Source organism: Streptococcus sp. HMSC066F10, from assembly GCF_001813805.1.
Classification (GTDB): domain Bacteria; phylum Bacillota; class Bacilli; order Lactobacillales; family Streptococcaceae; genus Streptococcus; species Streptococcus vaginalis.
This window is the reverse complement of the sequence record NZ_KV813959.1, coordinates 129,000-155,280: the sequence shown is the minus strand read 5'-3', so window position 1 is coordinate 155,280 and position 26,281 is coordinate 129,000. Positions and strand designations below refer to the sequence as shown.

The window sequence follows — 26,281 nt, the reverse complement described above, 5'->3', positions numbered from 1 at the left end:
CGTGTCAAATATTACTACTAGTTTATTTCAAGAAATGGTGCAGTCTGCATCTACTCGTTTGAATAAACAAGCTGAATATGTCAATTCTTTAAATGTTTTTCCTGTGCCAGACGGTGACACAGGTACCAATATGGGAATGACCATTGAAAATGGTGCAAAGGAAGTTGCGGACAAATCTGCTTCTACTGTTGGTGAAGTGGCTGGAATTTTTGCAAAAGGTCTCTTAATGGGTGCGCGTGGGAATTCGGGTGTTATCACGTCTCAGCTTTTCCGCGGCTTCTCTCAAAGTGTGAAAGAGAAGGAAGAATTAACGGGACAAGATTTAGCCCTTGCTTTTCAGTCTGGAGTGGAAGTAGCCTACAAAGCTGTGATGAAGCCGGTTGAGGGAACGATTTTGACCGTTTCTCGCGGAGCTGCAATTGGTGCCAAGAAAAAAGCAGAAGAGACAGATGATGCTGTCGAGGTCATGAAAGCAGCTCTTGATAGTGCTAAGGTGGCTCTTGCTAAAACACCAGACATGTTGCCAGTCTTAAAAGAAGTCGGTGTTGTGGACTCTGGTGGTCAAGGTCTTGTTTTCATTTATGAAGGCTTTTTGTCAGCATTGACAGGCGAATACATTGCGTCTGAAGAATTTCAAGCAACGCCTGCAACTATGACAGAAATGATCAATGCAGAACACCATAAGTCAGTAGCTAGTCATGTGGCAACAGAAGACATCAAATATGGTTATTGTACGGAAATCATGGTAGCCTTGAAAAAAGGTCCAACGTATGTTAAAGAATTTGACTATGATGAATTTCGCAACTACTTGAATGAACTGGGCGACTCACTTCTTGTCGTAAATGATGATGAAATCGTAAAAGTTCATGTTCACACGGAAGACCCAGGTTTGGTCATGCAAGAAGGCTTGAAATACGGAAGTCTTGTCAAGGTCAAAGTAGATAATATGCGCAATCAACACGAAGCGCAGGTTGAAAAAGAAGAGCGTGAAAATAGCCAGCCAACAGAAGAAAAAGAATATGCAATCATTGCTGTCGTTGCAGGAGAAGGATTGTCAGACATCTTTAAAGCGCAAGGTGTGGACTACATCATCTCTGGCGGGCAAACGATGAATCCTTCAACAGAAGATTTCATCAAGGCAGTTGAACATGTGAATGCTCGTCATATCATTATCCTGCCAAACAACAAGAATATCTTCATGGCGGCGCAATCAGCGGCTGAAGTGATTGAACAATCTGCTGCAGTGATTGAAACAAGAACAATTCCGCAAGGTTTGACTAGTTTGTTAGCTTTTGACCCAAGCAAATCTATTGAGGAAAATCATGATCGGATGACTGCTGCACTTGCAGATGTTGTCAGTGGTAGTGTGACGACAGCTGTCCGTGATACAACGATTGACGGTCTTGAAATTCATGAAAATGATAATTTAGGTATGGTAGACGGAAAAATTGTTGTTTCCAATCCAGATATGCTGACGACATTGAATGAAACGTTCAGTAAAATGTTAGATATGGATAGTGAAATTGTGACGATTTACATCGGTGAAGATGGAAGTGAAGACTTGGCCAATGAATTAGCGCAAGACATTACTGAAAAATTTGAAGATGTAGAAGTAGAAATTCACAATGGCGGACAGCCAGTTTATCCATATCTCTTTAGTGTTGAATAAATAGAATAACTGATGAAAAGGACGACTTGAGAGAGTCGTCTTTTTTATGACATTTGTCATGTTGAGCGATGACAAAATCATCTAGTGGCGATAAAAGAGTTGAGCTATAATGAAAGTAACAAGAGGAAATGTAGAGTTAGAAACCAAGTCTACAACCTGTTTTATTCTTCTTGCTGCAAGTAACTCTGTGGTAATTCAATCGTTGACCAGAAACTTTCCTGAGCCAATTGCTAGGAGTTCTGCATGGGTTGTATTTCCACCAAAGAAATAATGAGGAGAAAAAGATGAAGCTGATTGAGGTGAACCATTTATCTAAAAAGATTCATGGAAAAGATATTTTGAAGGATATTTCTTTTACGATTAACGATGGAGAATGTGTGGCGTTGATTGGTCCGAATGGAGCTGGGAAAACGACTCTCATGGATTGTTTGCTAGGAGATAAATTTCTTACGAGTGGACAGGCTAGTGTTCGAGGATTAAAGCCAACAGATGAGCAATTACAGCAGATGGTTGCTATTTTGCCACAAGAAAATACAGTAGTGGAAGATCTGAAAGTGAAAGAACTATTGAACTTTTTTCAAAATATTTACCCAAACAGTCTAACCAATCAGGAAATTGATGCTCTTTTAAAATTTACGGATAAGCAAAAAGAACAGTTGGCTTCTAAATTATCAGGTGGTCAAAAACGCTTATTTTCCTTTATTTTAGCTCTTATTGGTCGTCCGAAGATACTTTTTTTAGATGAACCAACTTCTGCTATGGATACGTCAACTCGCCAGCATTTTTGGGAAATTGTGGATGAATTGAAGAAAAAGGGTGTGACTATTATTTATTCTTCTCACTATATTGAGGAAGTGGAGCATACAGCAGATCGTATTTTGGTTTTGCATAAGGGCGAATTGATTCGTGATACGACGCCTTATGCCATGCGCAGCGAAGAACAAGAAAAACACTTTACTATTCCGCTTTCTTACCAAACTATTTTGGAAGGGTTATCTGAAGTGACCGAAGTTGAAATCAAGCAAAATGCTCTGTCCTTGGCAACTAGAAAGGCTGGTCAAGTGTGGCAAGTCTTGGTAGATAATGGCTGTACGATTGAGGAAGTAGAAGTACGCAACCGGACACTATTAGATAGTATTTTTGAGACAACGCAAGAGTAAAAGGAGATGTATCATGAAAAATATGACCAGTTTAATGAAGGTTGAATTGATTTTAATGAAGCGGCAGGCCGCTTATTACCTCTTGTCTATTGGTTTGCCTAGTGTCTTTTATCTGATTTTTTCAGGCGTGATGTCAATCGACACACCAACCAGTGTACTTCGACTATATCTCTTTTCAATGACGGTTTTCAGTATCATGTCTAGTGCTTTCTTTAGTATTCCCAGCTCCTTGCAATCTGATAAAACCAATAATTGGCAAAAAATGATTCAGCACTCACCTGTTTCTATGGTAGAATATTATATATCCAAACTTTTCAGTGCCTTACTGACTTTCCTTCTTTCCATAGTCGTTGTTTTTTCTGTTGGGTATTTTGTTCGTGGAGTCAGTCTTCCTACAATGGATTGGTTAATCATCGCCCTAATTATCCTATTCGGAAGTTTGGTTTTCATCGCCATGGGAGTATTAGTGAGTTTGCTTCCCAGCGCTCAGCTTATGTCTGTTGTGGGGAATATTGCCTATATGGCTTTGGCAGTCCTAGGTGGTCTTTGGTTTCCTTTGAGCATGTTCCCAGCCTGGCTTCGCTCTATCGGTAAATTGATGCCTAGTTATCAACTCATGCAGGTTGTATCTTCTTATTTGGAACATCGTGAGTTTAATGCCATTGCAGCACTGATTGTTCTGGTTTACACAGTTGGTGTCAGTCTGGTGGTTCTTCAACTTAAAAAACGGATTGAGGTAAAATAAATTTATGTGGAAAAAACTAAAAAATATTCACTATATGTTTCATATTGCTTTAGTTTTTATTGTATTTCCAATAGCGGGTGTCATCGGTGGGGACTACTCGCTTTTGCTCTTGTTGTGGACAGTATTTTTTATCGGAGCTTATTACAATCTTCTACTCGATAATCATCCGTTTCATCAGTGGCTGTCTTGGTGGATAATGATTGCCTACATTTTTTATAGTTCTATTTGGCTAAATCCAAGTTTTGTTTGGTACATCTTTTATCTATCAAATCTACTAATCTATCACTTTAATGAAATTCCATTTAAATCTTGGCGCTTTTGGACCTTTTTTACCTTACAGCCAATCATTCTGTTTTCTATTTTTCTGAAAAATCCGAGTGATTTATCCTATCTGATATTTTTGATTGCGACCTTTTTATTTGCTGATTTATTGACCTTCGGATTGTATCGCATGCAGGTGGCTGAATTGCTTCAGGAGGAAAAAAGAAAGCAGAATGCTCAACTCAATCTGTTCCTAGCTGAAAATGAGCGCAATCGTATTGGACGAGACCTACATGATAGTCTAGGACATACATTTGCTATGCTCAGTGTCAAGACAGAATTAGCACAACAGTTTCTTCAAATGAAATCCTATGAGAAAGCTGGTAAAGAATTGCAGGAAGTGCATGAAATTAGCAAGCAGTCTATGGCAGATGTGCGACGGATTATTGATAATCTAAAAACACGAACCTTGGATGAGGAGTTAGTGACTATTCAGGCTATGCTGGAAATGAGTGGGATTCAGGTACAAGTACAGCGTCAACTCAATATTGCTAGTATCGCACCAAATATTCAATCAAGTTTAAGTATGGTTTTACTAGAATTAGCAACGAATATCATCAAGCATGCTCATGCAAGCAGTTGCCAAATTCATTTGTATTCTGAAAAAAATCGGTTAATTACAGATGTTGAGGATAATGGGAAAGGTTTCAAAATTGTCACAGGAAAAGAGTTGCATTCCATTCGGGAGCGTGTGGAAGCATTGTCTGGACAAGTAGAGGTTTTAAGTTATAAACAGCCAACTATGATTCGAGTAAACTTACTAATGGAGGGATACAAATGAAATTGTTAGTAGCTGAAGATCAAAGCATGCTACGGGATGCTTTGTGCCAATTGCTAGAAATGCAATCAGATGTGGAAACAGTTCATCAGGCTTCTAATGGGCAGGAGGCAATGGCCTTGCTGCAATCTCAAAAGATAGATGTAGCTATTTTAGATGTGGAAATGCCTAAGCAAACAGGGCTGGATGTGTTGGAATGGGTCAAGGTGCAGCAGTCAACCGTCAAAGTCGTTATTGTCACCACATTTAAACGTCCTGGTTACTTTGAGCGAGCGGTCAAAGCAGATGTAGATGCCTATGTTTTAAAGGAACGCAGTATTGCTGACCTCATGAAAACAATTCATACAGTATTAAAAGGGCAAAAAGAATATTCTCCTGAACTAATGGAAGCCATGATGACGAGTAAAAATCCCTTGTCCAATCAGGAAATTTTGGCTTTGCAAGCAGCAGCAAGAGGTCTGTCTAGTAAAGAAATTGCTCAAAAGCTTTATCTATCAAATGGCACTATCCGCAATTACATGTCAAGCATTCTAACGAAATTAGCAGCGGAAAATCGATTAGAAGCAGTTCGAATTGCGCAAGAAAATGGCTGGATTTAGTAAAGAGATTTAAAAAAACTTAAGCAAACTTATGGAGTGTTGCAACTATCGTTTCTGTTTGATAAACACTTATAAGTATGCTATAATCTTGGAAAAAGAAGATAGGAGTTTCATATCATGTTATTTTTAGTAGTACCAATTGTTGTTGTCGTACTCATTGTTATTCTTTTTAGTTCCTTATATGTTGTTCGTCAACAGTCTGTCGCGATTATAGAACGTTTTGGGAAATATCAAAAACTCAGTAATAGCGGGATTCATTTGCGTTTGCCGTTTGGTATTGACCATATCGCAGCGCGTGTACAATTGCGCCTCTTGCAAAGTGAGATTGTGGTTGAAACTAAGACACAAGACAATGTATTTGTCATGATGAACGTTGCGACACAATACCGTGTCAATGAAAATAACGTAACAGATGCTTACTATAAATTGATTCGCCCAGAAGCTCAAATCAAGTCTTATATTGAAGATGCATTGCGTTCATCTGTTCCTAAATTGACCTTGGATGAATTGTTTGAAAAGAAAGATGAAATTGCGCTTGAAGTCCAAAAGCAAGTGGCAGAAGAAATGTCTACTTACGGTTATATCATCGTAAAAACCTTGATTACAAAAGTTGAGCCAGATGCAGAAGTCAAGCAATCAATGAATGAAATCAACGCTGCCCAACGGAAACGTGTTGCTGCGCAAGAATTAGCTGAAGCTGACAAGATTAAAATTGTGACAGCCGCAGAAGCAGAAGCTGAAAAAGATCGCCTTCATGGGGTTGGTATCGCCGAACAACGGAAAGCAATTGTAGATGGATTGGCAGACTCAATTAAGGAATTAAAAGGTGCGAATGTTGAAATGAAGGAAGAACAAATCATGTCCATTCTTTTAACCAACCAATATCTTGATACATTGAATAATTTTGCAGATAATAAGGGAAATAATACAATTTTCTTACCAGCCAATCCTGACGGAGTAGAAAGTATCCGAACGCAAATTTTATCAGCTCTTAAAGCAAAATAAAGAATATTCTGAATTGTTTTATTCATCAAAATAGACAGCCTTTTCCATTGACAAAACAAACAAAAACCTTTACAATATTTAGTTAGAAATAATAAAATAGGAGAAGGAAATGGCTAAATCTAACTTTGAAAAAGTAGAATCAGTTGTTAGCTGGGTTCGTGATAAAAAAATCACGGGTTATCGCATCAGTAAAGAAACGAACGCTCGTGAAATGTCTATCATTGCCCTTGCTCAAGGCCGTGCTAAAGTGAAAAATATTTCATTTGAAACCGCTCTTGGATTGATTGATTTTTACGATAAAAACCACGAAAAGTTTGAAAACTAATAGTTGTATTTTTAGCAGGCTATCAGCCTGCTTTTTTTGTTTACAATTGTAAAATATTATAATTTTATATGGAAATAACAAATAATTATAAAGCAGAAAGTTTATTTATTCGATTCCTATCTAATTCTTTAGAATGAATATTTTTACAGAAAAATGATAAACCGCTTTCTACAATACAATCTATTTTAAAAAATATTCTTAAAAATTAGAGTTTTATTTTTAACAAGAAAATGTTCTAATGAATGTGTATTCAAACATTCTGTTTTGTTTGAATAAAAATTAGTTTTTCAATTGACTTCTTAAAGATTTTGAAGAGAAAATAAAGACGAGACTGGGACAAAAGTCCTTAACCTCGTCAGATTTGTATGAGTTTCTTGCAAGTCGCAGTGGTTGAGTGGGTTCTATGCGGTTGATAAATCAACCTTTACAGCCCTACTCAACTGTGTGGGGCTGTAAAGGTTGTGGATTATCGTAAGTAACGTTGTAAAAATTCTTTTGTGCGTTCTTTCTTAGGGTGAGTGAAAATGTCTTCAGGTTTGCCTTCTTCAGCAATGATGCCTTGGTCCATGAAAATGACACGATTGGAGACATCACGCGCAAACTCCATTTCGTGCGTGACAACAATCATGGTTAAGCCTTCTTGAGCAAGGCCTTTCATAATTTTAAGTACTTCACCGACCATTTCAGGGTCAAGCGCTGAGGTTGGCTCGTCAAATAAAATAGCATCTGGGTTCATGGATAAGGCGCGTGCAATAGCAACCCGTTGCTTTTGTCCGCCAGAGAGTTGTTTTGGTTTGGCTTGCCAGTAAGGTTGCCCCATACCAACTTTTTCAAGATTTTCTTTGGCGATTTTTTCGGCCTCTGCTCGTTCTCGCTTGAGAACAGTTTTTTGTGCGACAATGGTATTTTCAAGAACATTAAGGTTTTCAAAAAGGTTAAAGCTTTGGAACACCATACCGAGTTTTTCACGGTAATGAGTGAGGTTATAGTTTTCTTCTAGTACATTTTCACCACGGTAAAGGATTTCTCCGCCACTTGGCTCTTCAAGGAGATTGATAGAGCGTAAGAAAGTAGATTTTCCACTACCAGAGCTTCCGATGATAGAGATGACTTCTCCGGAGTGGACGGTAAGGGAAATATCTTTTAAGACTTCATTTTGTCCGTAGGATTTTTTAAGATGCTTGATTTCTAAAATGGTATCACTCATGCCTTTACTCCTTTCGTTTGCATTTGATTAGCGCCCGTTGTGTAATCATCTGTGTCAAAACGCCGTTCTACATAGCGGAGAATGCGTGTTACCGTAAATGTTAGGACAAAGTAGATAACGGCAATAATCGTAAAGGTTTGGAAATATTGGTAAGTTTGGGTGGCAATCGTATTTCCTGAGAAATAAAGTTCAACAACGGAGATAACATTCAGTACGGAAGTATCTTTGATATTGATGACAAATTCATTCCCTGTAGCAGGTAGAATATTGCGCACGACTTGAGGAAGGACAACTTTGCGCATGGTTTGGTTATGTGTCATTCCCAGAGCAGTTGCGGCTTCAAATTGCCCCTTATCAACAGCAAAGATTCCTCCGCGGACAATTTCACTCATATAAGCACCCGTGTTAATGGAAACGATAAAGATGGCTGCGATTGTACGATCAATGGAAACTCCAAATGCCTGTGCTGTTCCGTAGTAAATAACCATAGATTGAACAATCATAGGTGTTCCACGGAAAATTTCGATGTAGACATTCAGGAACCAACCGAATAAAGTTTGTAAAAGAGCGAGAGCTTTATTTTTGGCTGTAGGAGCGGTGCGGTAAACACCGATTAAGAGACCAATGATGAGCCCTGCAATTGTACCAGTAATGGAAATGAGAAGGGTTAAGCCAGCTCCGCGCAGAAATTGGGGCCAGTTGTCTTTCAGAATCTTTGTCACTTGTCCAAAGAAAGTAGTTTTATCTTTGCTGGTGTCAGTTTCAACAGGTTGGTTTTGAATCATCTTGTCCATTAAAGCGACTTGGTCTTTGTCACTGATTTTAGCGATAGCAGCATTGACTTGTTTTAGGCGATTGTCGTTTTTGCGCATTCCAATTGCAATCGTAGCATCCTCTTCATTAACTTCAAAACCTTTTTTGAACTGAATCATTTTAAATTTTGAATTAGCGGATTCTGCTGTGAGGGCTTCGGGACGTTCAGAAATGTAGCCGTCTATCACTCCTGACTCAAGTGCTTGGCGCATTTGAGCGAAGTCGCCCATTGCAGTTTCTTGCTTAGCACCTGTCAGTTGGGAAATCAAATTGTAGAGGTAGACACCTTGTTGAGAGGTGATTTTTGCTCCTTTGAAGTCCTTCAACGTTTTTGCATTAGCATAAGCTCCGTCTTTGTTGACCAATACCACAGGCTCACTGGTATAATAACTATTGGAAAATGCGATTTCCTTTTTCCGCTCAGCGGTTGGACTCATTCCAGCGACAATCATATCTAATTTACCTGATGTCAATGCAGGAATCAATCCATTCCAAGAAGTTTTGACCACTAACGGTTTTTTGTCCAATGCTTTTGCGACTTGTTTGGCGATTTGGACATCGTAACCGTTAGCATATTGATTGGTGCCTTCGATTTTGACGGCACCATTTTTATCGTCATCTTGCGTCCAGTTGAACGGTGCATAAGCCGCTTCCATTCCGATTCGCAAGTATTCATCGGCTTGAGCTCTATTTGCAAATCCGAAACTAAGCAGCAGAAGTGCAAATAGAGATAAGAATAATTTCTTCATATTTTCTCCTCATCTAAAAATAGCTTCTTTTTATTGTACCGAAAAATGACATGCTTTTCAATATTGGGGAAACCCTTGCTTAAAAAAAATGGTATAATAAAGGCAATCAGTATAAGGAGATTACTAGATGAAAAAGTTTTTTTGGAGTATCATAATTTTTTTCTCATGTTTGTTCTTCAGTCAACGAGTCTTGGCGGTGAGTTATGATATTGAATCCTATAAAGGCAATTTACAGATTCATTCTGATAATACAGCGACATTTGTTGAAACAGTCACTTACCATTTTTCAAGCGACTACAGAGGACAAATCATTACTTTGGGGACGTCTGGTAAAGTTCCTCTGGGCTTTGACGTGGAAGGAAAGCCGACGATTCTAGCTTTAAGAAATGGACAACCAAAAACGGATATTACTGCTGTTCAGGAATACATTGCGGGTGGTTATAAATATAAAATTTATAATGCCGGTAATAAAGGAGACCGTGTAACCATTACGGTTACTTGGAAGTTGAAGAATATGTTGTTTGTCTACAATGATATTGTAGAATTGCACTGGATTCCAATTAGTGATTGGGATAAAAAGTTAAACAATGTAGAATTTCGGATTACTCCTCCAGCTACTTCACAACAGACCGAATTGTATGCTCACACGGGTTATTTTATGAAGCCAGCTCAAGTGACACGAGAGGGAGATAGCTATCTGATCCGTGTCGCTAGTATTGCTAAAAATAGAAATTTAGAATTTCATGCATATTGGGATCGATCGCTAGTAACTGTTCCTGAAAATAGTTTAGCTGTTACAAAACGCAATCGGTTGCAAGAGTTTCGTCAAGTTGAAAAGGAAGTTGCCACCAGTACAAAAAAATACCAGAGATTAGTAGACTGGGACTTACCACTTGCTTTGGTATTGGTTGGTCTAATTAGTTTGGTTTTTTACATTATTTTTCATCTTAGAACAAAATCCCGTGTAACGTTTCCTAAGCGTGCTCGTTTGTATGAAATACCGCAAGATTTGCCACCAATGGTCATTGCTTCCAATGTTTATTCGGTAGATTTGACAGAATTGGATCCGACTGAGCGACAAGCTACATCTCTGAAATTTGAAAATCTTGTCCAAGCTACTTTATTAGATTTGATTGATCGAGGCAATCTTGTTTTTACAGACGATACGAAGCAACCAAGGCTGCAAAGAGTGACGGATAAAGGTTTATCGGGTTTTGAAAAAGAATTTTTAAAAATGGCTATGGGCAACAACCAGCAGCTTCTTGTAAAAGAGCTATTTTCAGACTTTAAAATTGATAAGAAAGTGTATAACAGAGGTGAGGAAGCTGTCCGTAAAGCGGGCAACAGGGTAAAAAATCTCTTAAAATGTTATTTGAAGAATATTACAGAAAATGTGCATGAGATTATTGAGCGGGAGCAATTGCCAAATAATTACCGCCCAGTTGCTAAAAAGGAAATCTTGTATTTATATCTTTCAATCTCCTTGATGGCACTTATTATGGTTGCTTCTCTTGGCGTTTTGGCTTGGATTTTCTTGGAGTATGGACTCGTATTTTATCAATTTGTAGTTAGCATCTTCATTTCTGGCAGAATGCTGTATTACCTTTTGAGAAAATGCAAAATGGTGAAACGTGATGGAGTCCTAAATGAAGAAGGTGCTGAAAACTATTATTATTGGAAGAGTTTTGCCAATATGCTGCGTGATATTGCTCATTTAAAGGACACAGAAGTTGACGGAGTCATTTTATGGAACCGATTATTGGTTTATGCTACTATGTTTAATTGTGCTGATAAGGTGACCAAGGCTATGAAGCTACGTAAAATCACAATTGACAATCCGTCTATGAATGCTTTTGTTTATCAGGATATGTCGTATACCTTTCATACTAGCTCCCACGCTTTTGTTAGTTATGGCTCAGAAGCCAATTCAGCTAGTAGCTTCACTGTTTCATCAGGTGGTAGCAGCGGAGGCGGCTTCACTGGTGGAGGTGGTGGAGGTGGAGGCGGTGCTTTTTAAAAAGTGCCTCTATTCTCTCACTTGAAATTATGCTATAATGAAACAAATCAACCTTAGGAGAAGAACATGTTTATCATTGAAATTTTAAAATCCATCATCTTTGGGATTGTGGAAGGAATTACAGAGTGGTTGCCTATTTCTAGCACAGGTCACTTGATTTTGATACAGGAGTTTATCAAGTATAAAAATCAGAATACTGCCTTTATGGAAATGTTCAATGTCGTTATCCAATTAGGAGCAATTTTAGCAGTTGTAGTGATTTATTTTGATAAATTAAATCCGTTTAAACCGGGAAAGACAGCGCATGAAGTGCAGAAAACATGGCAATTATGGGCAAAAGTAGTGGTTGCGGCTGCACCTGCTGCTATTATTGGTTTGCCTTTAGATAGTTGGTTTGATGCTCATTTTTATAACTTCATTTCTGTTGCTTGTATGTTGATTATCTATGGTGTTGCTTTTATTTTACTGGAAAAACGTAATAACAACGTAGAACCGACAATTACCAGCTTAGATCGCTTGCCTTATAAAACTGCTCTCTACATTGGGTTATTTCAAGTATTGTCGCTTTTCCCAGGAACAAGTCGTTCAGGAGCAACCATTGTAGGTGGGCTTTTGAATGGGACCAGTCGTTCTGTGGTGACAGAGTTCACTTTCTTTTTGGGAATTCCTGTCATGTTTGGTGCCAGTGGTTGGAAGATTTTGAAATTTATTATCAAAGGAAACACACTTGGATTTGGGCAGTTCTTCTTGCTGCTTGTAGCAATGGGTGTTGCATTTGGGGTTAGTCTCTATGTCATTCGCTTCTTGACAGACTATGTGAAAAAGCACGACTTTACGATCTTTGGGAAATATCGTATCGGACTCGGTGTTTTGCTTATCGTGTACGGAATCTTTAAAGCTATTTTTTAAGTATTCAAAACTCAACAGTTTTTGTTGAGTTTTTTATTGGTAAAAGAAAATGAGGTTGTCTATTTTTTGTAAAAAAACCGAAATTTTAGTATAATGAAAAGACTAGAAGTATGAGGTAATGCGATGGAAATGAAGCAAATTAGTGATACAACGATTAAGATCACAATAAAATTAGAAGATTTAGAAGAACGTGGAATGGAGATGGCAGATTTTCTCGTTCCGCAAGAAAAAACAGAGGAATTTTTCTATGCGATTTTAGATGAGTTGGAAATGCCAGAGAGCTTTTTAGATAGCGGTATGCTCAGTTTTCGTGTAACTCCTAAACCAGACCGACTGGATGTTTTTGTCACCAAGTCTAAGATTGATAAGAATTTGAACTTCGATGATTTGGCAGATTTACCAGATGTAGAAGAGCTGTCTCAAATGTCTCCAGATGAATTTTTAAAGACATTAGAAAAAAATATTTTTGAGAAAAGTAAAGACGATATGGAGGCTGTTCGTTCTTTGGAAACGGCGGAAGCAGACGATAACACAAGCACTTCTGATATGGAAGAGTCAGAGGAAAATAGTGATGAGCTTACTCAAAAATATATCTATTACATTTTGAAATTTTCCAGCCTGAAAGAAGCAATTGTTTTTTCTAAGACAGTAGATTATGCTGTCAATACTTCGGAGTTGTACAAAATGGACGATCACTATTATTTGACAATTCTGGTTGATATTGAGGGACACCCGAAGCGTTATCCAGCTTGGCTCCTTGCCTCTATGCGTGAACATGCAGAAGACACAGATGTGACGAGAGCTGTTTTGCAAGAACACGGTTACTTATTGCTTGTCAACGAGGCGGTTGCCAGTCTTCAAAAGGTTAAATGCTTATGATTCCCTTCCCTTTAAAATTCATTTTGGTGTTGCTTGGAACCTTTTTCATCGGTGTGATTCTCACGCCTTTGGTGCGTCTATTGGCATTTAAGATAGGTGCGGTTGATTATCCAAATGCACGAAGAATCAACAAAAAGCCGATGCCAAGCAGCGGCGGTTTAGCTATTGTCATTGCTTTTTCGGTTGCTACACTTGTTTTTATGCCGATGATTGTGCAAGCGACCTTTCATGGAAAGGGTTATTTTGATTATATTTGGCCGGTTGTCTTAGGAGGCGGCATCATTGCTTTAACAGGGCTTATTGATGATGTGAAAGAGTTGAAGCCTTTAGCAAAGATGTCAGGAATTGTGTTAGCTGCTAGTTTGATTTGGCTATTGACGGATTTCCGTTTGAATCATTTTAAAATTCCTTTTGGCGGGCCGCTACTACACTTTGCTCCTTGGCTATCTTTCATTTTGACGGTTATCTGGATTATTTCGATTACTAATGCCGTCAATTTGATTGACGGGTTGGACGGATTAGTGAGTGGTGTATCCATTATTTCGCTGGTGACAATGGGGATTGTTTCCTACTTTTTCTTGCCAGATCACAATGTCTTTCTAACCTTAACTATTTTTGTCTTGGTCATGTCTATTGCAGGCTTTTTCCCTTATAATTATCATCCAGCTATTATTTATCTAGGAGATACAGGAGCGCTGTTTATCGGTTTTATGATTGCAGTTTTATCACTTCAAGGTTTGAAGAATGCGACAGCTGTCGCTGTGATTACTCCGATGATTATTCTGGGTGTGCCGATTACAGATACCTTTTTAGCGATTGTCCGTCGAACTTTATCTGGGCAAAAGTTTTACACACCAGACAAGCGACATCTTCATCATCGGCTGTTATCCTTGGGCTTAACACATCGTGGGACAGTCTTGGTTATTTATGGCATTTCTATGATTTTTGCCATGATTTCTCTTTTGCTAAATGTTTCGAGCCGTATCGGTGGGACGCTGTTAATTATTGGACTACTTTTTGGAGTGGAACTTTTGGTAGAACTAATTGGTGTTCTGGGTCAAAATCGGACACCACTCCTTAATGTTCTTCGGTTCATTGGAAATTCTGCTTATCGAGAAGAAATCAGAACAAAGTTCAGAAATAGAAAAAAGAAGTAGACTCGCACTTAAACAAAATCAAAGCCTTTTTGGCTTTTTTTTGCTATACTGGTAAGGTAGATTATGGATATGAAGAAAGGAAAGTTTGCCATGTCTGTGTTAGAAATCAAAGACCTCCATGTAGAAATTGAAGGAAAGAAAATCTTAAAAGGAGTCAATCTGACTCTTAAAACAGGAGAAATTGCAGCCATTATGGGACCAAACGGTACGGGGAAATCCACCTTATCAGCAGCGATTATGGGAAATCCAAATTACGAGGTAACCGAGGGAGAAGTTCTCTTTGACGGTGTCAATATCTTAGAATTGGATGTGGACGAACGAGCTCGCATGGGGCTTTTTCTGGCTATGCAGTATCCAAGTGAAATTCCAGGCATTACCAATGCAGAATTTCTGCGTGCAGCTATGAATGCAGGTAAAGAAGACGACGAAAAAATTTCTGTTCGTGATTTCATCATGAAATTGGACGAAAAAATGGAACTACTCAATATGAAAGAAGAAATGGCAGAACGTTATCTAAACGAAGGTTTTTCTGGCGGTGAAAAGAAACGTAATGAAATCTTGCAGTTGCTCATGCTAGAGCCGACTTTTGCACTACTGGATGAAATTGACTCTGGACTAGATATTGATGCACTGAAAGTGGTGTCTAAGGGCGTCAATGCTATGCGTGGTGAACATTTTGGTGCTATGATTATTACGCACTATCAACGTCTGTTGAATTATATTACGCCTGATGTGGTCCATATCATGATGGATGGGCGTGTAGTTGCTTCTGGTGGTCCGGAATTAGCTGTTCGTTTGGAGCAGGAAGGTTATGCCAAATTGGCTGAAGAACTTGGTTTTGATTACCAAGAAGAAGTCTAGTCAACCTTTCTTTTTACTTAGAAAAGATAGGAGAATGAAATGACAAAAGAAACCATTAAACATTTTTCACAAATGCATGCGGAGCCTGAGTGGTTGGCAAATCTCCGTCAAGCTGCCTTTGATAAAATAGAAGAGTTGAAATTACCAGTTATTGAGCGGGTGAAATTTCACCGCTGGAACTTGGGAGACGGCACGCTGTCAGAAAGTGAAACTCTTACAAATGTACCTGATTTCACAGCGCTGAATGACCATTTGACATTGGTTCAGGTTGGAACACAGACTGTTTTAGAGCAATTGCCGACTGAACTAGCGGAGCAAGGAGTTATCTTTACAGACTTTTACACTGCTCTTGAGGAAATTCCAGAAATCATGGAAAAGTATTTTATGTCTTCAGTTAAATATGATGAAGATAAGCTGGCAGCCTACCATACAGCTTATTTCAATAGTGGAGCGGTGCTCTATATTCCAGATAATGTTGAAATCAATCAGCCCATTGAAGGCATTTTTTACCAAGACAGTGAAAGTGATGTACCATTTAATAAGCACATTCTAATTATTGCAGGGAAACACTCCAAGTTTACCTATTTAGAGCGCCTGGAGACCTATGGTTCTGGGACTGTTCCCGTGACTGCTAATATTACGGTGGAAGTGATTGCACAGGATGGTGCTCAGATTAAGTTCTCAGCTATTGACCGTCTGGGGGAAAATGTGACAGCTTATATCAGTCGTCGGGGCAAGTTGGACGATGATTCAATGATTGACTGGGCAATCGGAGTCATGAATGAAGGCAATGTGATTGCTGATTTTGACAGTGATTTATTTGGGCGCGGAAGTCATGCAGATATGAAAGTGGTGGCTCTCTCTCGTGGTAAGCAGATTCAGGGGATTGACAGTCGCGTCACCAATTACGGCTGCAATTCGATCGGCAATATCCTCCAACATGGAGTGATTTTGGAAAAGGGAACGTTGACTTTTAACGGAATTGGTCACATTATCAAGGGAGCTAAGGGGGCAGATGCGCAACAGGAAAGTCGAGTGCTCATGTTGTCTGACAAAGCACGTTCAGATGCTAATCCTATTCTTTTGATTGATGAAAATGATGTCACAGCAGGGCATGCGGCTTCTATCGGTCAGGTAGATCCAGAAGATATGTACTATCTTATGAGTCGAGGGCTAGATCAGGCAACGGCAGAACGGTTAGTCGTGCGTGGTTTCTTAGGTTCTGTTATCGTTGAAATTCCAGTCAAAGAAGTCCGTGCTGAGATGATTGAAACTATTGATGAAATTTTGGCTAAGAAATAAAAGATAGGAAAAGAAATGTCTAAACTTGATGTAGAAATCCTTCAGAGGGATTTTCCAATTTTGGATCAAATCGTCAATGATGAGCCCTTGGTTTATTTGGACAATGCGGCTACAACCCAAAAGCCTACGCAGGTATTAGAGGCGATTGCAGCTTATTACGAGAAAGACAATGCCAATGTTCATCGTGGTGTTCACACACTAGCAGAACGGGCAACGGCAGCTTATGAAGCTGCGCGGGAACGAGTGTGCTCCTTTATCCATGCCGCTTCAACGAAAGAAGTTCTCTTTACGAGAGGAACGACGACTGGGCTTAATTGGGTGGCGCGTTATGCCGAAAGTGTCTTGCAGCGAGGCGACGAAGTGCTGATTTCCGTTATGGAGCACCATTCCAATATCATTCCTTGGCAGGAAGCCTGTAAGAAAACAGGTGCTAGATTGATTTATGCTTATCTGAAAGACGGTATGTTAGATCTCGCTGACTTTCGGTCGAAATTGACTGAAAAGACGCGATTTGTTGCTTTGGCGCATGTTTCTAATGTACTAGGTGTGGTGAATCCCATAAAAGAAATAGCAGAGTTAGTGCACCAGGCAAATGCTCTTTTAGTGGTGGACGGAGCTCAATCAGTTCCTCACATGAAGATTGATGTACAAGACTTGGACGTTGATTTCTTTGCATTTTCAGGTCATAAGATGCTAGGTCCGACTGGTATCGGTGTTCTCTATGGCAAAGAAGAGCTACTTGAGCAAATGTCGCCTGTCGAATTTGGTGGGGAAATGATTGATTTTGTCTATGAACAAGAAGCGACATGGAAAGAACTACCTTGGAAGTTTGAAGCAGGCACACCCAATATAGCTGGTGCTATAGGTCTAGCTGTCGCCATTGACTATCTGGACAAGATTGGAATGGAAACAGTTCATCAGTATGAGCAGGAATTGATAGCTTACGTATTTCCAAAATTACAGGCTGTTGAGGGGCTTACCATTTATGGTTCGGAGGACTTGACTCAGCGGTCGGGTGTTATTTCTTTTAATCTAGCTGGGCTTCACCCTCATGATGTAGCAACAGCTCTGGACTATGAAGGCGTGGCTGTACGGGCTGGACATCACTGTGCTCAACCTTTGTTGAGTTACCTAGGAGTGGCAGCAACTGTTCGGGCTAGCTTTTATCTGTATAATACCAAAGCCGATTGCGATAAGCTCGTTGAAGCTTTACAGAAAACAAAGGAGTTTTTCGATGGCACTTTCTAAATTAAATAGTCTTTATAAAGCAGTTGTGACGGACCATTCAGCTCACCCTCATCATCAAGGTCGTTTGGATGGAGTGGAGCAAGTGAATCTCAACAATCCTACGTGCGGTGATGTCATCAGCCTGTCGGTTCAATTTGATGAGCAGGGCATGATTGAAGATATTGCGTTTGTGAATTCTGGTTGCAGTATTTCTACAGCTTCAGCCAGTATGATGACGGATGTAGTCCTAGGGAAGACAAAGGAAGAAGCGCTAGCTTTGGCAGAAATCTTCTCCCAAATGGTGCAAGGTAAGGACGATGAGCAGCAAAAGGAACTAGGAGACGCAGCTTTTTTGGCTAGTGTTGCTAAATTTCCTCAGCGTATTAAATGCTCAACCTTAGGCTGGAATGCTCTTAAAAAGGCAATTGAGGAAGCTGGAAATTCTGAAAAGTTGAGTAAATGAAGCTAAAATAAATAAGCTGAGACAAAAGTGCTCAGCTTTCTTTGTTTATATCGTTAGCATTACAGACGCAGTAGCTAATTGCTAAAAGCACTGCGTTGAGGTTACGGATAGAGCTTGAAAAGCAAGTCTCAAGGCGATTTGCTTTTCAAGCTTGGAAGAGTACTTTTGACGAAAACTTTGTTTTCTTTATCTGCCACCTCAACAGTCTCTCAGGCTATTGAGCAACCTTGTGGGAATGAGACTACAAACTAAAAATTTTTGATTTTGAGTTTTGTCACATTCCCAATTACTATTGAATGAGCTATAATATGTTCTATATCAACTTTTACAGCCTATTTGTCATCAAGTTACATTTGCTTATTTCCAACCTCAAAAGGTTCCTCAAGTCTTTCGAGCTATGTGGAGATGAACGATGAAATCAAGCTTCTACGAAATACTGATTTCTATTTCGCTCGTTTATAATTTTTCATTGACATATTGTACGAATTCATTCCACCATGATTTGAGGAAGAAAGGACGACCAATTTTCTCCGCTGAAAGCATGGAAATAGTTGGTGGCTTCTTGTCAAGATAGCCTTTTCCAATCAAATCATTATCAGTATAGGTCAATTTCCCAACAACGACACCCTTTTTTAAAGGAGTGGGATAACCGTTTTTATCAGTTGTAAAATGAACAGTCGGTTTTTTATGATTGTATCTCCGCACAATGGTGAGTTTTTCACTAGCAACAGCAGTGACTTCATCTTTTTGCCCGTTAATGATGCGGGCAGAGCTTTTATTGTAGGCTTCACCTTTTTTCACAAGAGTTTGGACTGTGAATTGTTGATAAATATAGGTCATAAATCTAGTGGTAGCCGTAAAGCGGGCATTCTCATCCTCATCTGCATGATCAACATTGAGGAGAACCGTAATCAAACGCATCCCTCTTTGCTGGATTGTTCCGACAAAGGAAGAGCCCCCTTTATCAGAAGTTCCAGTCTTGAGGCCATCTACTCCGGCTCGAAAGGTGGGCATGTTTTCGAGCATGTGGTTGGACGATGTAAGCGTCATGCCTGCAAAGTTAGACGTAGCTTTTTGGGTGATTTCTAGAACTTCTGGGTAATCAAGGATTAAACGCCGAGCAATAATGGCAACATCATGGGCACTCATTTTATTTTCGTCTTCTTTTTCCGAACCAGGATAAATATGTTCTTCTCCTAAAACAGAATTATTCAGCCCAGAAGCATTGACGATAGTAGCATCTTTGATTCCCCATTGTTGCAATTTAGCTTTCATCAAATCCACAAATTTTTTCTCACTGCCAGCGACTTTTTCAGCCAAGGCAATTGCTGAGCTGTTGGCACTTACTATTAAAGAAGTTTCTAACAATTCTTCGACAGTATATTTTCTAGCTTCCAAAGGAACGTTACTGGTGTCCGGATTAACGGTTAGTTGATAAGGGTAGTCAGAAATATCTACGGAAGTTTGTAAAGTGAATTTTCCTTGATGAATTGCTTCATAGACTAAATAGGCTGTTAGTAGTTTAGTAATAGAAGCAATTTCAACTGGCTGATTAGCATCTTTTTCATATAAGATTTTTCCAGTTGCAGCATCAACTGCAATAGCATGCTTAGCACCTACTTCAAAGTTGTCCGCTAAAACTGTAGGAGCTAGGAAGATCAAGAGAGTCGTTACAAGAGTAATAATAAATTTTTTCATGGTCATCCCTTTTTTGTAAACTTATTATTATTGTATCATAAAATAAAGAGAGCTTCATAGAAAAGGGAGGAAATAATAAGAGAAAAATATGATTCATTTTTATTTTTAAAGCAAGTTCTGGTATAATAGATAGGATAAGAGACGAATAGAGGAAAACATGAAATTTACAGAATTTAAGTTTAAAGATTACATTCAAGAGGCACTCAAGGATTTGAACTTTGTTGAGGCGACAGAAGTACAGGAAAAACTGATTCCAGTTGTCCTTGCTGGTCGGGACTTGGTGGGAGAGTCCAAGACAGGTTCAGGGAAAACACACACTTTCTTACTGCCGATTTTTCAAAAACTAGATGAAGGCACAGATAGTGTTCAGGTCGTTATTACAGCTCCTAGTCGTGAGTTAGCTAGGCAGATTTATCAGGCTGCACGCCAAATTGCTGCTTTTTCTGATAAGGAAATTCGAGTTGCTAACTATGTCGGTGGAACTGATAAAAATCGTCAGATTGGGAAATTGAGTTCCAGTCAACCACATATTGTCATTGGCACACCAGGACGCATTTATGATTTGGTCGAATCAGGTGACTTAGCCATTCATAAGGCGAATACCTTTGTAGTAGATGAAGCAGATATGACCTTGGATATGGGCTTTTTAGAAACAGTGGATAAGATTGCGTCCAGTTTGCCGAAGGATTTGCAATTTCTGGTCTTCTCTGCGACCATTCCGCAAAAATTGCAGCCATTTTTAAAAAAATATCTATCCAACCCGGTCATTGAGCAAATCAAAACCAAAACGGTTATTTCAGATACTATTGAAAATTGGCTGATTTCAACAAAAGGACGTGATAAGAATGCGCAGATTTATGAAATCACACAGCTCCTACAGCCTTATCTAGCTATGATTTTTGTCAATACTAAGACACGAGCGGATGAATTGCATAGCTATTTGACAGCGCAAGGTCTCAAGGTGGCAAAGATTCATGGGGATATTGCACCGCGGGAGCGAAAACGGATTATGAATCAGGTGAAGAACCTAGATTTTGAATACATTGTTGCGACAGATTTAGCTGCGCGGGGAATTGATATTGAAGGCGTTAGTCATGTCATTAATGATGCGATTCCGCAAGATTTGTCCTTCTTCGTTCACCGAGTGGGACGAACTGGCAGAAATGGTCTATCGGGAACAGCCATTACACTTTATCAACCGAGCGATGATTCAGATATTCGTGAGCTGGAAAAATTGGGCATTCACTTCATTCCTAAGATGATCAAAAACGGAGAATTTCAAGATACCTATGACCGCGATCGTCGTGTCAATCGTGAAAAAACGCAGGAAAAATTGGACACGGAAATGATTGGTCTGGTTAAAAAGAAAAAGAAGAAAATCAAACCGGGCTATAAGAAAAAAATCCAGTGGGCTGTCAATGAAAAACGCCGTAAGACAAAAAGAGCTGAAAATCGCGCACGCGGTCGTGCAGAAAGAAAAGCGAAACGTCAAAGTTTTTAGTCTTAAAATTTCTTTATCACTCTCATAAATAAAAACAATTATTCTTTATAGAACGAATGTGATAGACTAGTCTTGCTAGTCTATTTTTATCGTAGCAAATAATTGGTGAAATAAAAAAATTGTGATAGAATTAGACATTATCGAGAAAGGGAAGTTACTATGATTGTTACAACAGCGATTTTAACCTCTAATTGGTATCAAGAATTGGTTCAGAAGATTCCAGACGGACAGCTTTTTAGCTGGCGCTCTGTGTTTGACGGACTACCAAGAATTATCGAAAAATTACCAACAACACTACTATTGACCTTGGGAGGAGCTTTTTTTGGATTGATGTTGGCTCTCATTTTTGCTGTTGTCAAAATCAACCGTGTGAAAATTTTGTATCCTCTGCAGGCCTTTTTTGTTAGTTTTTTGCGAGGGACACCAGTGCTTGTTCAGCTCATGCTGACTTATTATGGGATTCCTTTGCTTCTGAAGGCCATCAACTTGCGATTCGGTACGGGTCTGAATATCAATGCTATTCCAGCCTATCTATTTGCCATTGTAGCTTTTGCTTTTAATGAAGCGGCTTACGCTAGTGAAACCATTCGAGCGGCGATTTTGTCTGTTGATGCTGGAGAAATTGAAGCGGCTCGTAGTTTGGGAATGACAAACAGACAAGTTTACCGCCGTGTTATTATTCCCAATGCAGCTGTGGTTGCCACACCGACCTTGATTAACTCTTTGATTGGCTTGACCAAGGGAACTTCTCTGGCTTTTAGTGCAGGAGTTGTTGAGATTTTTGCTCAAGCGCAGATTTTGGGTGGTGCGGATTACCGTTACTTTGAGCGCTTTATCTCGGTTGCTCTTGTCTATTGGGGCGTGAATATTGTGATTGAAGCATTTGGGCGGTTTATCGAAAAGAAAATGGCGATTGAAGCGCCTGATAATCTCAATCCACAAATACAGGCGAAAGGAGATGTTCGATAATGATTCGTATTTCAAATCTCAGCAAATCCTTTTCTGGACAAATGGTTTTAAACAATCTTAGTTTAGAGATTCAAAAAGGAGAAGTGGTTGCTTTAATTGGTTCATCTGGTGCGGGGAAATCCACTTTCTTACGCAGTTTGAATTATCTGGAACAGCCAGACAGCGGCACGATTGCCATTGATGATTTTACTGTTGATTTTTCTACGATTAGCAAGGAAGAAATCCTAACCTTGCGACGAAAGTTAGCTATGGTGTTTCAGCAGTTTAATTTATTTGAGCGTCGGACGGCTTTGGACAATGTCAAAGAAGGTTTATTGGTTGTAAAAAAATTCTCAGACCAAGAAGCGACGAATCTTGCCAAAGAAGAACTGGCAAAAGTTGGTCTGTCAGACCGTGAAAATCACTATCCACGTCATCTGTCAGGTGGACAAAAACAACGTGTCGCTTTGGCGCGTGCGCTTGCGATGAAGCCAGATGTTTTGCTTTTAGACGAGCCAACATCAGCGCTTGATCCTGAACTAGTAGGGGAAGTTGAAAAATCCATTGCAGATGCAGCCAAGGCTGGTCAGACCATGATTTTAGTCAGCCATGACATGTCTTTTGTGTCTCAAGTGGCAGACAAGGTACTCTTTTTAGATAAGGGACACATCATTGAAATGGGTACTCCAGATGAAATAATGAACCATCCTAAAGAAGAACGCACAAAAGAATTTTTTGCCAGTTACAAACGGACATACATTTGATATAATAGAAAAAGAAGCCCAGTTGGCCTTGCTAGCTGGGTTTATTTTCAAGTTTGCGGCATTTGTTTTGAATGCCTTTAACAAAAATTAGGGAATAGAGGAGTGACTATGCTGTCTCGAGTTTTTTTACTCTATTTAGAGAGTTTGTTGATTACGGCACTATTGGTAGGGAGTTTTCTAGGATTATGGATTGGGCTTCGTGCTGTTCGGCGTGTTGATAAAACAATCAAAGATCGACAAGCTCATCTGTATGATATGCTATTGATTGCAGTGATGACGGTTCCGATTTTATCCTTTGCAATGATGGGGATTCTGCTTATCTTCAGAGCATAATGTTTGAAAAAAGAGCTTAATAACGTTAGAATAACAGTGATTACAATAAAGGAAGTAAATTTATGTACGACACAATTATTATTGGGGCTGGACCAGCAGGCATGACAGCTGCGCTTTATGCTGCTAGAAGTAATCTTAAAGTGGCTCTTTTGGAACGTGGCATTCCAGGCGGACAAATGAACAATACCTCAGATATTGAAAATTATCCTGGATATGCTAATATCAGTGGTCCAGAACTAGCCGAAAAAATGTTTGAACCGCTCGAAAATTTGGGAGTGGAGCATTTGTTTGGCTCTGTTGAAAAAATCGAACACCAAGGAGCAATAAAAAAAGTCTTTACAGAAGATGAGATTTTTGAAACCAAGACGCTTATTATTGCGACTGGAGCTGTTCATCGTCATCTAGGAGTTCCGGGTGAAGAAGAATTAAACAGCCGCGGGGTGTCTTACTGTGCAGTCTGTGACGGCGCCTTTTTTCGAGATGAAGATTTGCTTGTGGTCGGTGGAGGCGACTCTGCGGTGGAAGAGGCTGTATTTTTGACTCGTTTTGCAAAAACGGTGACGATTATTCATCGGCGCGATGAATTGCGAGCCCAAAAGTTACTGCAAGAACGTGCATTTGCCAATGAAAAAATTCATTTTATCTGGGATTCAGTTGTGAAGGAAATCAAAGGTGACAAGCGCGTTAGCAGCGTTATGGTAGAGAATGTCAAAACGGGTGAAATATCTGAACATGAATTTGGCGGTGTCTTTATCTATGTTGGTTTAGATCCAGTTAGTGAGTTTGCCAAAGATTTGGGCATTACCAATGAAGCAGGCTGGATTGTAACCGATAATCATATGAAAACGGCTATTTCTGGCATCTATGCTATTGGAGATGTTCGCGAAAAAGATCTTCGCCAAGTAACGACAGCTGTCGGTGACGGAGCGGTTGCAGGGCAAGAAGTCTACAAGTATATCACAGAGAATTTTTAGAGCGAAAGACCAAAATCATCTTGGTTCGTAGTCTCAGCCACGCAAGGCTTCTCAGCAGTCTCTCAGACTGTTTAGGTAGTGGATAAAAAACGAAGTGTTTGACAAAGGTATTCTTTCAAACTTGTAAAGCGAATGCCTTTAGACTTTCGTATCAGCCTCAATTGTACTCTAAATTGCCTAAGGGTAATAGAGTTTCTCCAAACGCACGATATAAACAAAGGAAGTTGAGCACTTGTCCCAGCTTCTTTTTGCTTAATAAAAACCCAGTAATGCATTGGAGGATTGGAAATGAAAGGGTTTCTTTTGATTTGTTCAATTCTCGTGCCCTCATAAATGACTAGTGAAATTGTCAGAATTGTGGTACAATAGAAAAGTTCATGTGAAAAGGAGGCTTCGTATGAGTGAAAAGAATTCTGAAAATAATAAAAATAAAATGGAACGTGGCTTAAAAAATCGTCATGTCCAAATCATTGCTATTGCTGGGACAATTGGAACGGGTCTCTTTTTGGGAGCAGGACGTTCGATTAGTCTGACAGGGCCGTCAATTATTCTCATTTACATGTTGACTGGCGTCTTTATGTATTTGATGATGCGGGCGATTGGAGAGATGTTGTATTATGATCCAGACCAGCACACATTTATCAACTTCATTACCAAGTATCTTGGGAATGGCTGGGGCTATTTTTCCGGTTGGTCCTATTGGATTTCTCTCATTTTTATCGGTATGGCAGAAATCACGGCAGTTGCACAATATGTCCAATTTTGGTTTCCGACTTGGCCGGCATGGCTGATTCAAATCGTCTTCCTTGCTGTTTTGAGTATGGTCAATCTGATTGCAGTCCGAGTTTTTGGTGAAGTTGAATTTTGGTTTGCCATGGTCAAGATTGTAGCGATTATTGCTTTGATTGTGACAGCGATTTTTATGGTGTTGACAGGCTTTAAAACGCCCAATGGTGTAGCCAGCATCAGCAATATCAGTCAAAATTTCCAATTATTTCCTAATGGTTTTATGAGTTTTGTCATGGGCTTTCAAATGGTCTTCTTTGCTTATCAAGCTATTGAATTTATTGGAATCACAACGTCTGAAACGGCAAATCCTCGGCAGGTATTGCCAAAGGCTATTAAAGAAATCCCCTTGCGGATCGTTCTTTTCTACGGTGGCTCTTTGCTTGCAATTATGGCGATTATCCCTTGGCGGGATTTAGCAACCACAGATTCTCCCTTTGTGATTGTTTTCAAGTTGGCAGGCCTTAAATGGGCTGCAGCTTTGATTAACTTTGTCGTATTGACTTCAGCTGCTTCAGCTTTGAACTCTACCTTGTATTCGACTGGGCGTAATTTGTATCAAATCGCACATGATTCACCTAATCGCTTTTTGAATGGAATCGGTGCTGGGAAATTATCCAGACAAAATGTTCCGCAAAACGCTATTTTGACCTCAGCGGTAGTGATTGCATTAGCTGCTTTTATTCAGGTGTTACCAGGAGTATCAGACTCCTTTGCTTTGATTACTGCTTCTTCATCAGGAGTTTATATTGCTATCTATGCACTCACTATGATTGCTCACCTGAAATACAGAAAATCAAAAGAATTTATGGCAGATGGCTATCTAATGCCAGCCTATAAGTTTCTCAATCCTCTTACTTTGCTCTTCTTTGCCTTTGTATTTATAACCCTCTTTTTACAAAAATCAACCGTTGTAGGAGCAATCGGTTCAGCTATTTGGATACTTGTATTTGGTATTTATAGCCAATTGAAATTTAAAGATAAATAATAATATAATAAAACCAAGGATAAATTTGCGACTTTTTTAAAGTTGTTCCAAATGCACCTTGGTTTTTAAGATGTTTTAAAACTGAAAATTTAAACAGCGCAAT

General features: G+C 39.4%; 24 protein-coding genes. 21 read left to right on the top strand and 3 right to left on the bottom strand.

Annotated elements, in window-relative coordinates; translation table 11 throughout:
• Position 1: 1 nt before the first annotated feature.
• The 7 genes from HMPREF2933_RS02565 (at position 2) to HMPREF2933_RS02535 (ending at position 6,602) form a co-directional block, all read left to right on the top strand.
• The gene (locus HMPREF2933_RS02565; RefSeq protein ID WP_024052147.1) at positions 2 to 1,669 is read left to right on the top strand and encodes a DAK2 domain-containing protein; all 1,668 of its coding nucleotides are present in this window, start codon (positions 2 to 4) and stop codon (positions 1,667 to 1,669) included.
• A 284-nt stretch (positions 1,670 to 1,953) separates the two neighbouring features.
• Entirely contained in the window at positions 1,954 to 2,829 is an 876-nt protein-coding gene (locus tag HMPREF2933_RS02560) for an ABC transporter ATP-binding protein (protein ID WP_070672452.1), read from the top strand.
• Positions 2,830 to 2,842: 13 nt separating this feature from the next.
• Positions 2,843 to 3,574 carry an ABC transporter permease gene (locus HMPREF2933_RS02555; protein WP_070672448.1) on the top strand — a complete coding sequence of 244 codons (732 nt, stop codon included), beginning with the start codon at positions 2,843 to 2,845 and terminating at the stop codon, positions 3,572 to 3,574.
• A 4-nt stretch (positions 3,575 to 3,578) separates the two neighbouring features.
• On the top strand, positions 3,579 to 4,676 hold the full coding sequence (locus tag HMPREF2933_RS02550) for a sensor histidine kinase (RefSeq protein WP_070672444.1): 1,098 nt from the start codon (positions 3,579 to 3,581) through the stop codon (positions 4,674 to 4,676).
• Entirely contained in the window at positions 4,673 to 5,272 is a 600-nt protein-coding gene (locus tag HMPREF2933_RS02545) for a response regulator transcription factor (RefSeq protein ID WP_070672441.1), read from the top strand. Before HMPREF2933_RS02550 ends, HMPREF2933_RS02545 begins: the two co-directional genes overlap by 4 nt.
• Positions 5,273 to 5,389: 117 nt before the next feature.
• Positions 5,390 to 6,277: an SPFH domain-containing protein gene (locus HMPREF2933_RS02540; protein WP_024052142.1), complete on the top strand. Its 888-nt coding sequence runs from the start codon at positions 5,390 to 5,392 to the stop codon at positions 6,275 to 6,277.
• 109 nt (positions 6,278 to 6,386) lie between these two features.
• A complete protein-coding gene (locus HMPREF2933_RS02535) occupies positions 6,387 to 6,602 on the top strand; it encodes a capsule biosynthesis transcriptional regulator (RefSeq protein ID WP_003025899.1) in 216 nt (71 codons plus the stop codon).
• A gap of 466 nt (positions 6,603 to 7,068) precedes the next feature.
• On the opposite strand, the gene HMPREF2933_RS02530 is transcribed toward HMPREF2933_RS02535, so the two are convergent.
• Both HMPREF2933_RS02530 and HMPREF2933_RS02525 read right to left on the bottom strand, forming a co-directional pair.
• Entirely contained in the window at positions 7,069 to 7,809 is a 741-nt protein-coding gene (locus HMPREF2933_RS02530) for an amino acid ABC transporter ATP-binding protein (RefSeq protein ID WP_024052141.1), read from the bottom strand.
• The gene (locus HMPREF2933_RS02525) at positions 7,806 to 9,371 is read right to left on the bottom strand and encodes an ABC transporter substrate-binding protein/permease (protein WP_024052140.1); all 1,566 of its coding nucleotides are present in this window, start codon (positions 9,369 to 9,371) and stop codon (positions 7,806 to 7,808) included. The genes HMPREF2933_RS02530 and HMPREF2933_RS02525 overlap by 4 nt, the downstream gene beginning before the upstream one ends.
• A gap of 127 nt (positions 9,372 to 9,498) precedes the next feature.
• Here HMPREF2933_RS02525 and HMPREF2933_RS02520 point away from each other — a divergent pair, with 127 nt between their 5' ends.
• The 8 genes from HMPREF2933_RS02520 (at position 9,499) to sufU (ending at position 18,186) form a co-directional block, all read left to right on the top strand.
• Entirely contained in the window at positions 9,499 to 11,388 is a 1,890-nt protein-coding gene (locus tag HMPREF2933_RS02520) for a DUF2207 domain-containing protein (protein ID WP_024052139.1), read from the top strand.
• 66 nt (positions 11,389 to 11,454) lie between these two features.
• A complete protein-coding gene (locus HMPREF2933_RS02515; RefSeq protein WP_024052138.1) occupies positions 11,455 to 12,297 on the top strand; it encodes an undecaprenyl-diphosphate phosphatase in 843 nt (280 codons plus the stop codon).
• Positions 12,298 to 12,420: 123 nt separating this feature from the next.
• Positions 12,421 to 13,176 (top strand): adaptor protein MecA, encoded by a 756-nt coding sequence (mecA, locus tag HMPREF2933_RS02510; protein WP_024052137.1) that lies wholly within the window; start codon positions 12,421 to 12,423, stop codon positions 13,174 to 13,176.
• Positions 13,167 to 14,333 (top strand): glycosyltransferase family 4 protein, encoded by a 1,167-nt coding sequence (locus tag HMPREF2933_RS02505; RefSeq protein WP_042754018.1) that lies wholly within the window; start codon positions 13,167 to 13,169, stop codon positions 14,331 to 14,333. The genes mecA and HMPREF2933_RS02505 overlap by 10 nt, the downstream gene beginning before the upstream one ends.
• Before the next feature lie 90 nt (positions 14,334 to 14,423).
• Positions 14,424 to 15,194 carry a Fe-S cluster assembly ATPase SufC gene (gene sufC / locus HMPREF2933_RS02500; RefSeq protein ID WP_003025885.1) on the top strand — a complete coding sequence of 257 codons (771 nt, stop codon included), beginning with the start codon at positions 14,424 to 14,426 and terminating at the stop codon, positions 15,192 to 15,194.
• Positions 15,195 to 15,233: 39 nt separating this feature from the next.
• The gene (gene sufD / locus HMPREF2933_RS02495; protein ID WP_024052135.1) at positions 15,234 to 16,496 is read left to right on the top strand and encodes a Fe-S cluster assembly protein SufD; all 1,263 of its coding nucleotides are present in this window, start codon (positions 15,234 to 15,236) and stop codon (positions 16,494 to 16,496) included.
• A 15-nt stretch (positions 16,497 to 16,511) separates the two neighbouring features.
• Entirely contained in the window at positions 16,512 to 17,744 is a 1,233-nt protein-coding gene (locus HMPREF2933_RS02490; RefSeq protein WP_024052134.1) for a cysteine desulfurase, read from the top strand.
• Positions 17,731 to 18,186: a Fe-S cluster assembly sulfur transfer protein SufU gene (gene sufU, locus HMPREF2933_RS02485; protein WP_024052133.1), complete on the top strand. Its 456-nt coding sequence runs from the start codon at positions 17,731 to 17,733 to the stop codon at positions 18,184 to 18,186. The genes HMPREF2933_RS02490 and sufU overlap by 14 nt, the downstream gene beginning before the upstream one ends.
• Before the next feature lie 456 nt (positions 18,187 to 18,642).
• On the opposite strand, the gene pbp3 is transcribed toward sufU, so the two are convergent.
• Entirely contained in the window at positions 18,643 to 19,884 is a 1,242-nt protein-coding gene (gene pbp3 / locus HMPREF2933_RS02480) for a D-alanyl-D-alanine carboxypeptidase PBP3 (RefSeq protein ID WP_024052132.1), read from the bottom strand.
• Positions 19,885 to 20,041: 157 nt separating this feature from the next.
• Here pbp3 and HMPREF2933_RS02475 point away from each other — a divergent pair, with 157 nt between their 5' ends.
• The 6 genes from HMPREF2933_RS02475 (at position 20,042) to HMPREF2933_RS02450 (ending at position 26,178) form a co-directional block, all read left to right on the top strand.
• The gene (locus tag HMPREF2933_RS02475) at positions 20,042 to 21,385 is read left to right on the top strand and encodes a DEAD/DEAH box helicase (protein WP_070241546.1); all 1,344 of its coding nucleotides are present in this window, start codon (positions 20,042 to 20,044) and stop codon (positions 21,383 to 21,385) included.
• 159 nt (positions 21,386 to 21,544) lie between these two features.
• On the top strand, positions 21,545 to 22,354 hold the full coding sequence (locus HMPREF2933_RS02470) for an amino acid ABC transporter permease (RefSeq protein WP_024052130.1): 810 nt from the start codon (positions 21,545 to 21,547) through the stop codon (positions 22,352 to 22,354).
• Positions 22,354 to 23,097, top strand: a complete 744-nt coding sequence (locus tag HMPREF2933_RS02465) for an amino acid ABC transporter ATP-binding protein (RefSeq protein WP_024052129.1) — start codon at positions 22,354 to 22,356, stop codon at positions 23,095 to 23,097. The genes HMPREF2933_RS02470 and HMPREF2933_RS02465 overlap by 1 nt, the downstream gene beginning before the upstream one ends.
• Positions 23,098 to 23,205: 108 nt before the next feature.
• Entirely contained in the window at positions 23,206 to 23,430 is a 225-nt protein-coding gene (locus HMPREF2933_RS02460) for a DUF4059 family protein (protein WP_024052128.1), read from the top strand.
• Positions 23,431 to 23,492: 62 nt separating this feature from the next.
• Positions 23,493 to 24,404 carry a thioredoxin-disulfide reductase gene (gene trxB / locus HMPREF2933_RS02455; protein WP_003025866.1) on the top strand — a complete coding sequence of 304 codons (912 nt, stop codon included), beginning with the start codon at positions 23,493 to 23,495 and terminating at the stop codon, positions 24,402 to 24,404.
• A 397-nt stretch (positions 24,405 to 24,801) separates the two neighbouring features.
• Positions 24,802 to 26,178 carry an amino acid permease gene (locus HMPREF2933_RS02450; protein ID WP_024052126.1) on the top strand — a complete coding sequence of 459 codons (1,377 nt, stop codon included), beginning with the start codon at positions 24,802 to 24,804 and terminating at the stop codon, positions 26,176 to 26,178.
• The last annotated feature ends 103 nt before the right edge of the window (positions 26,179 to 26,281 follow it).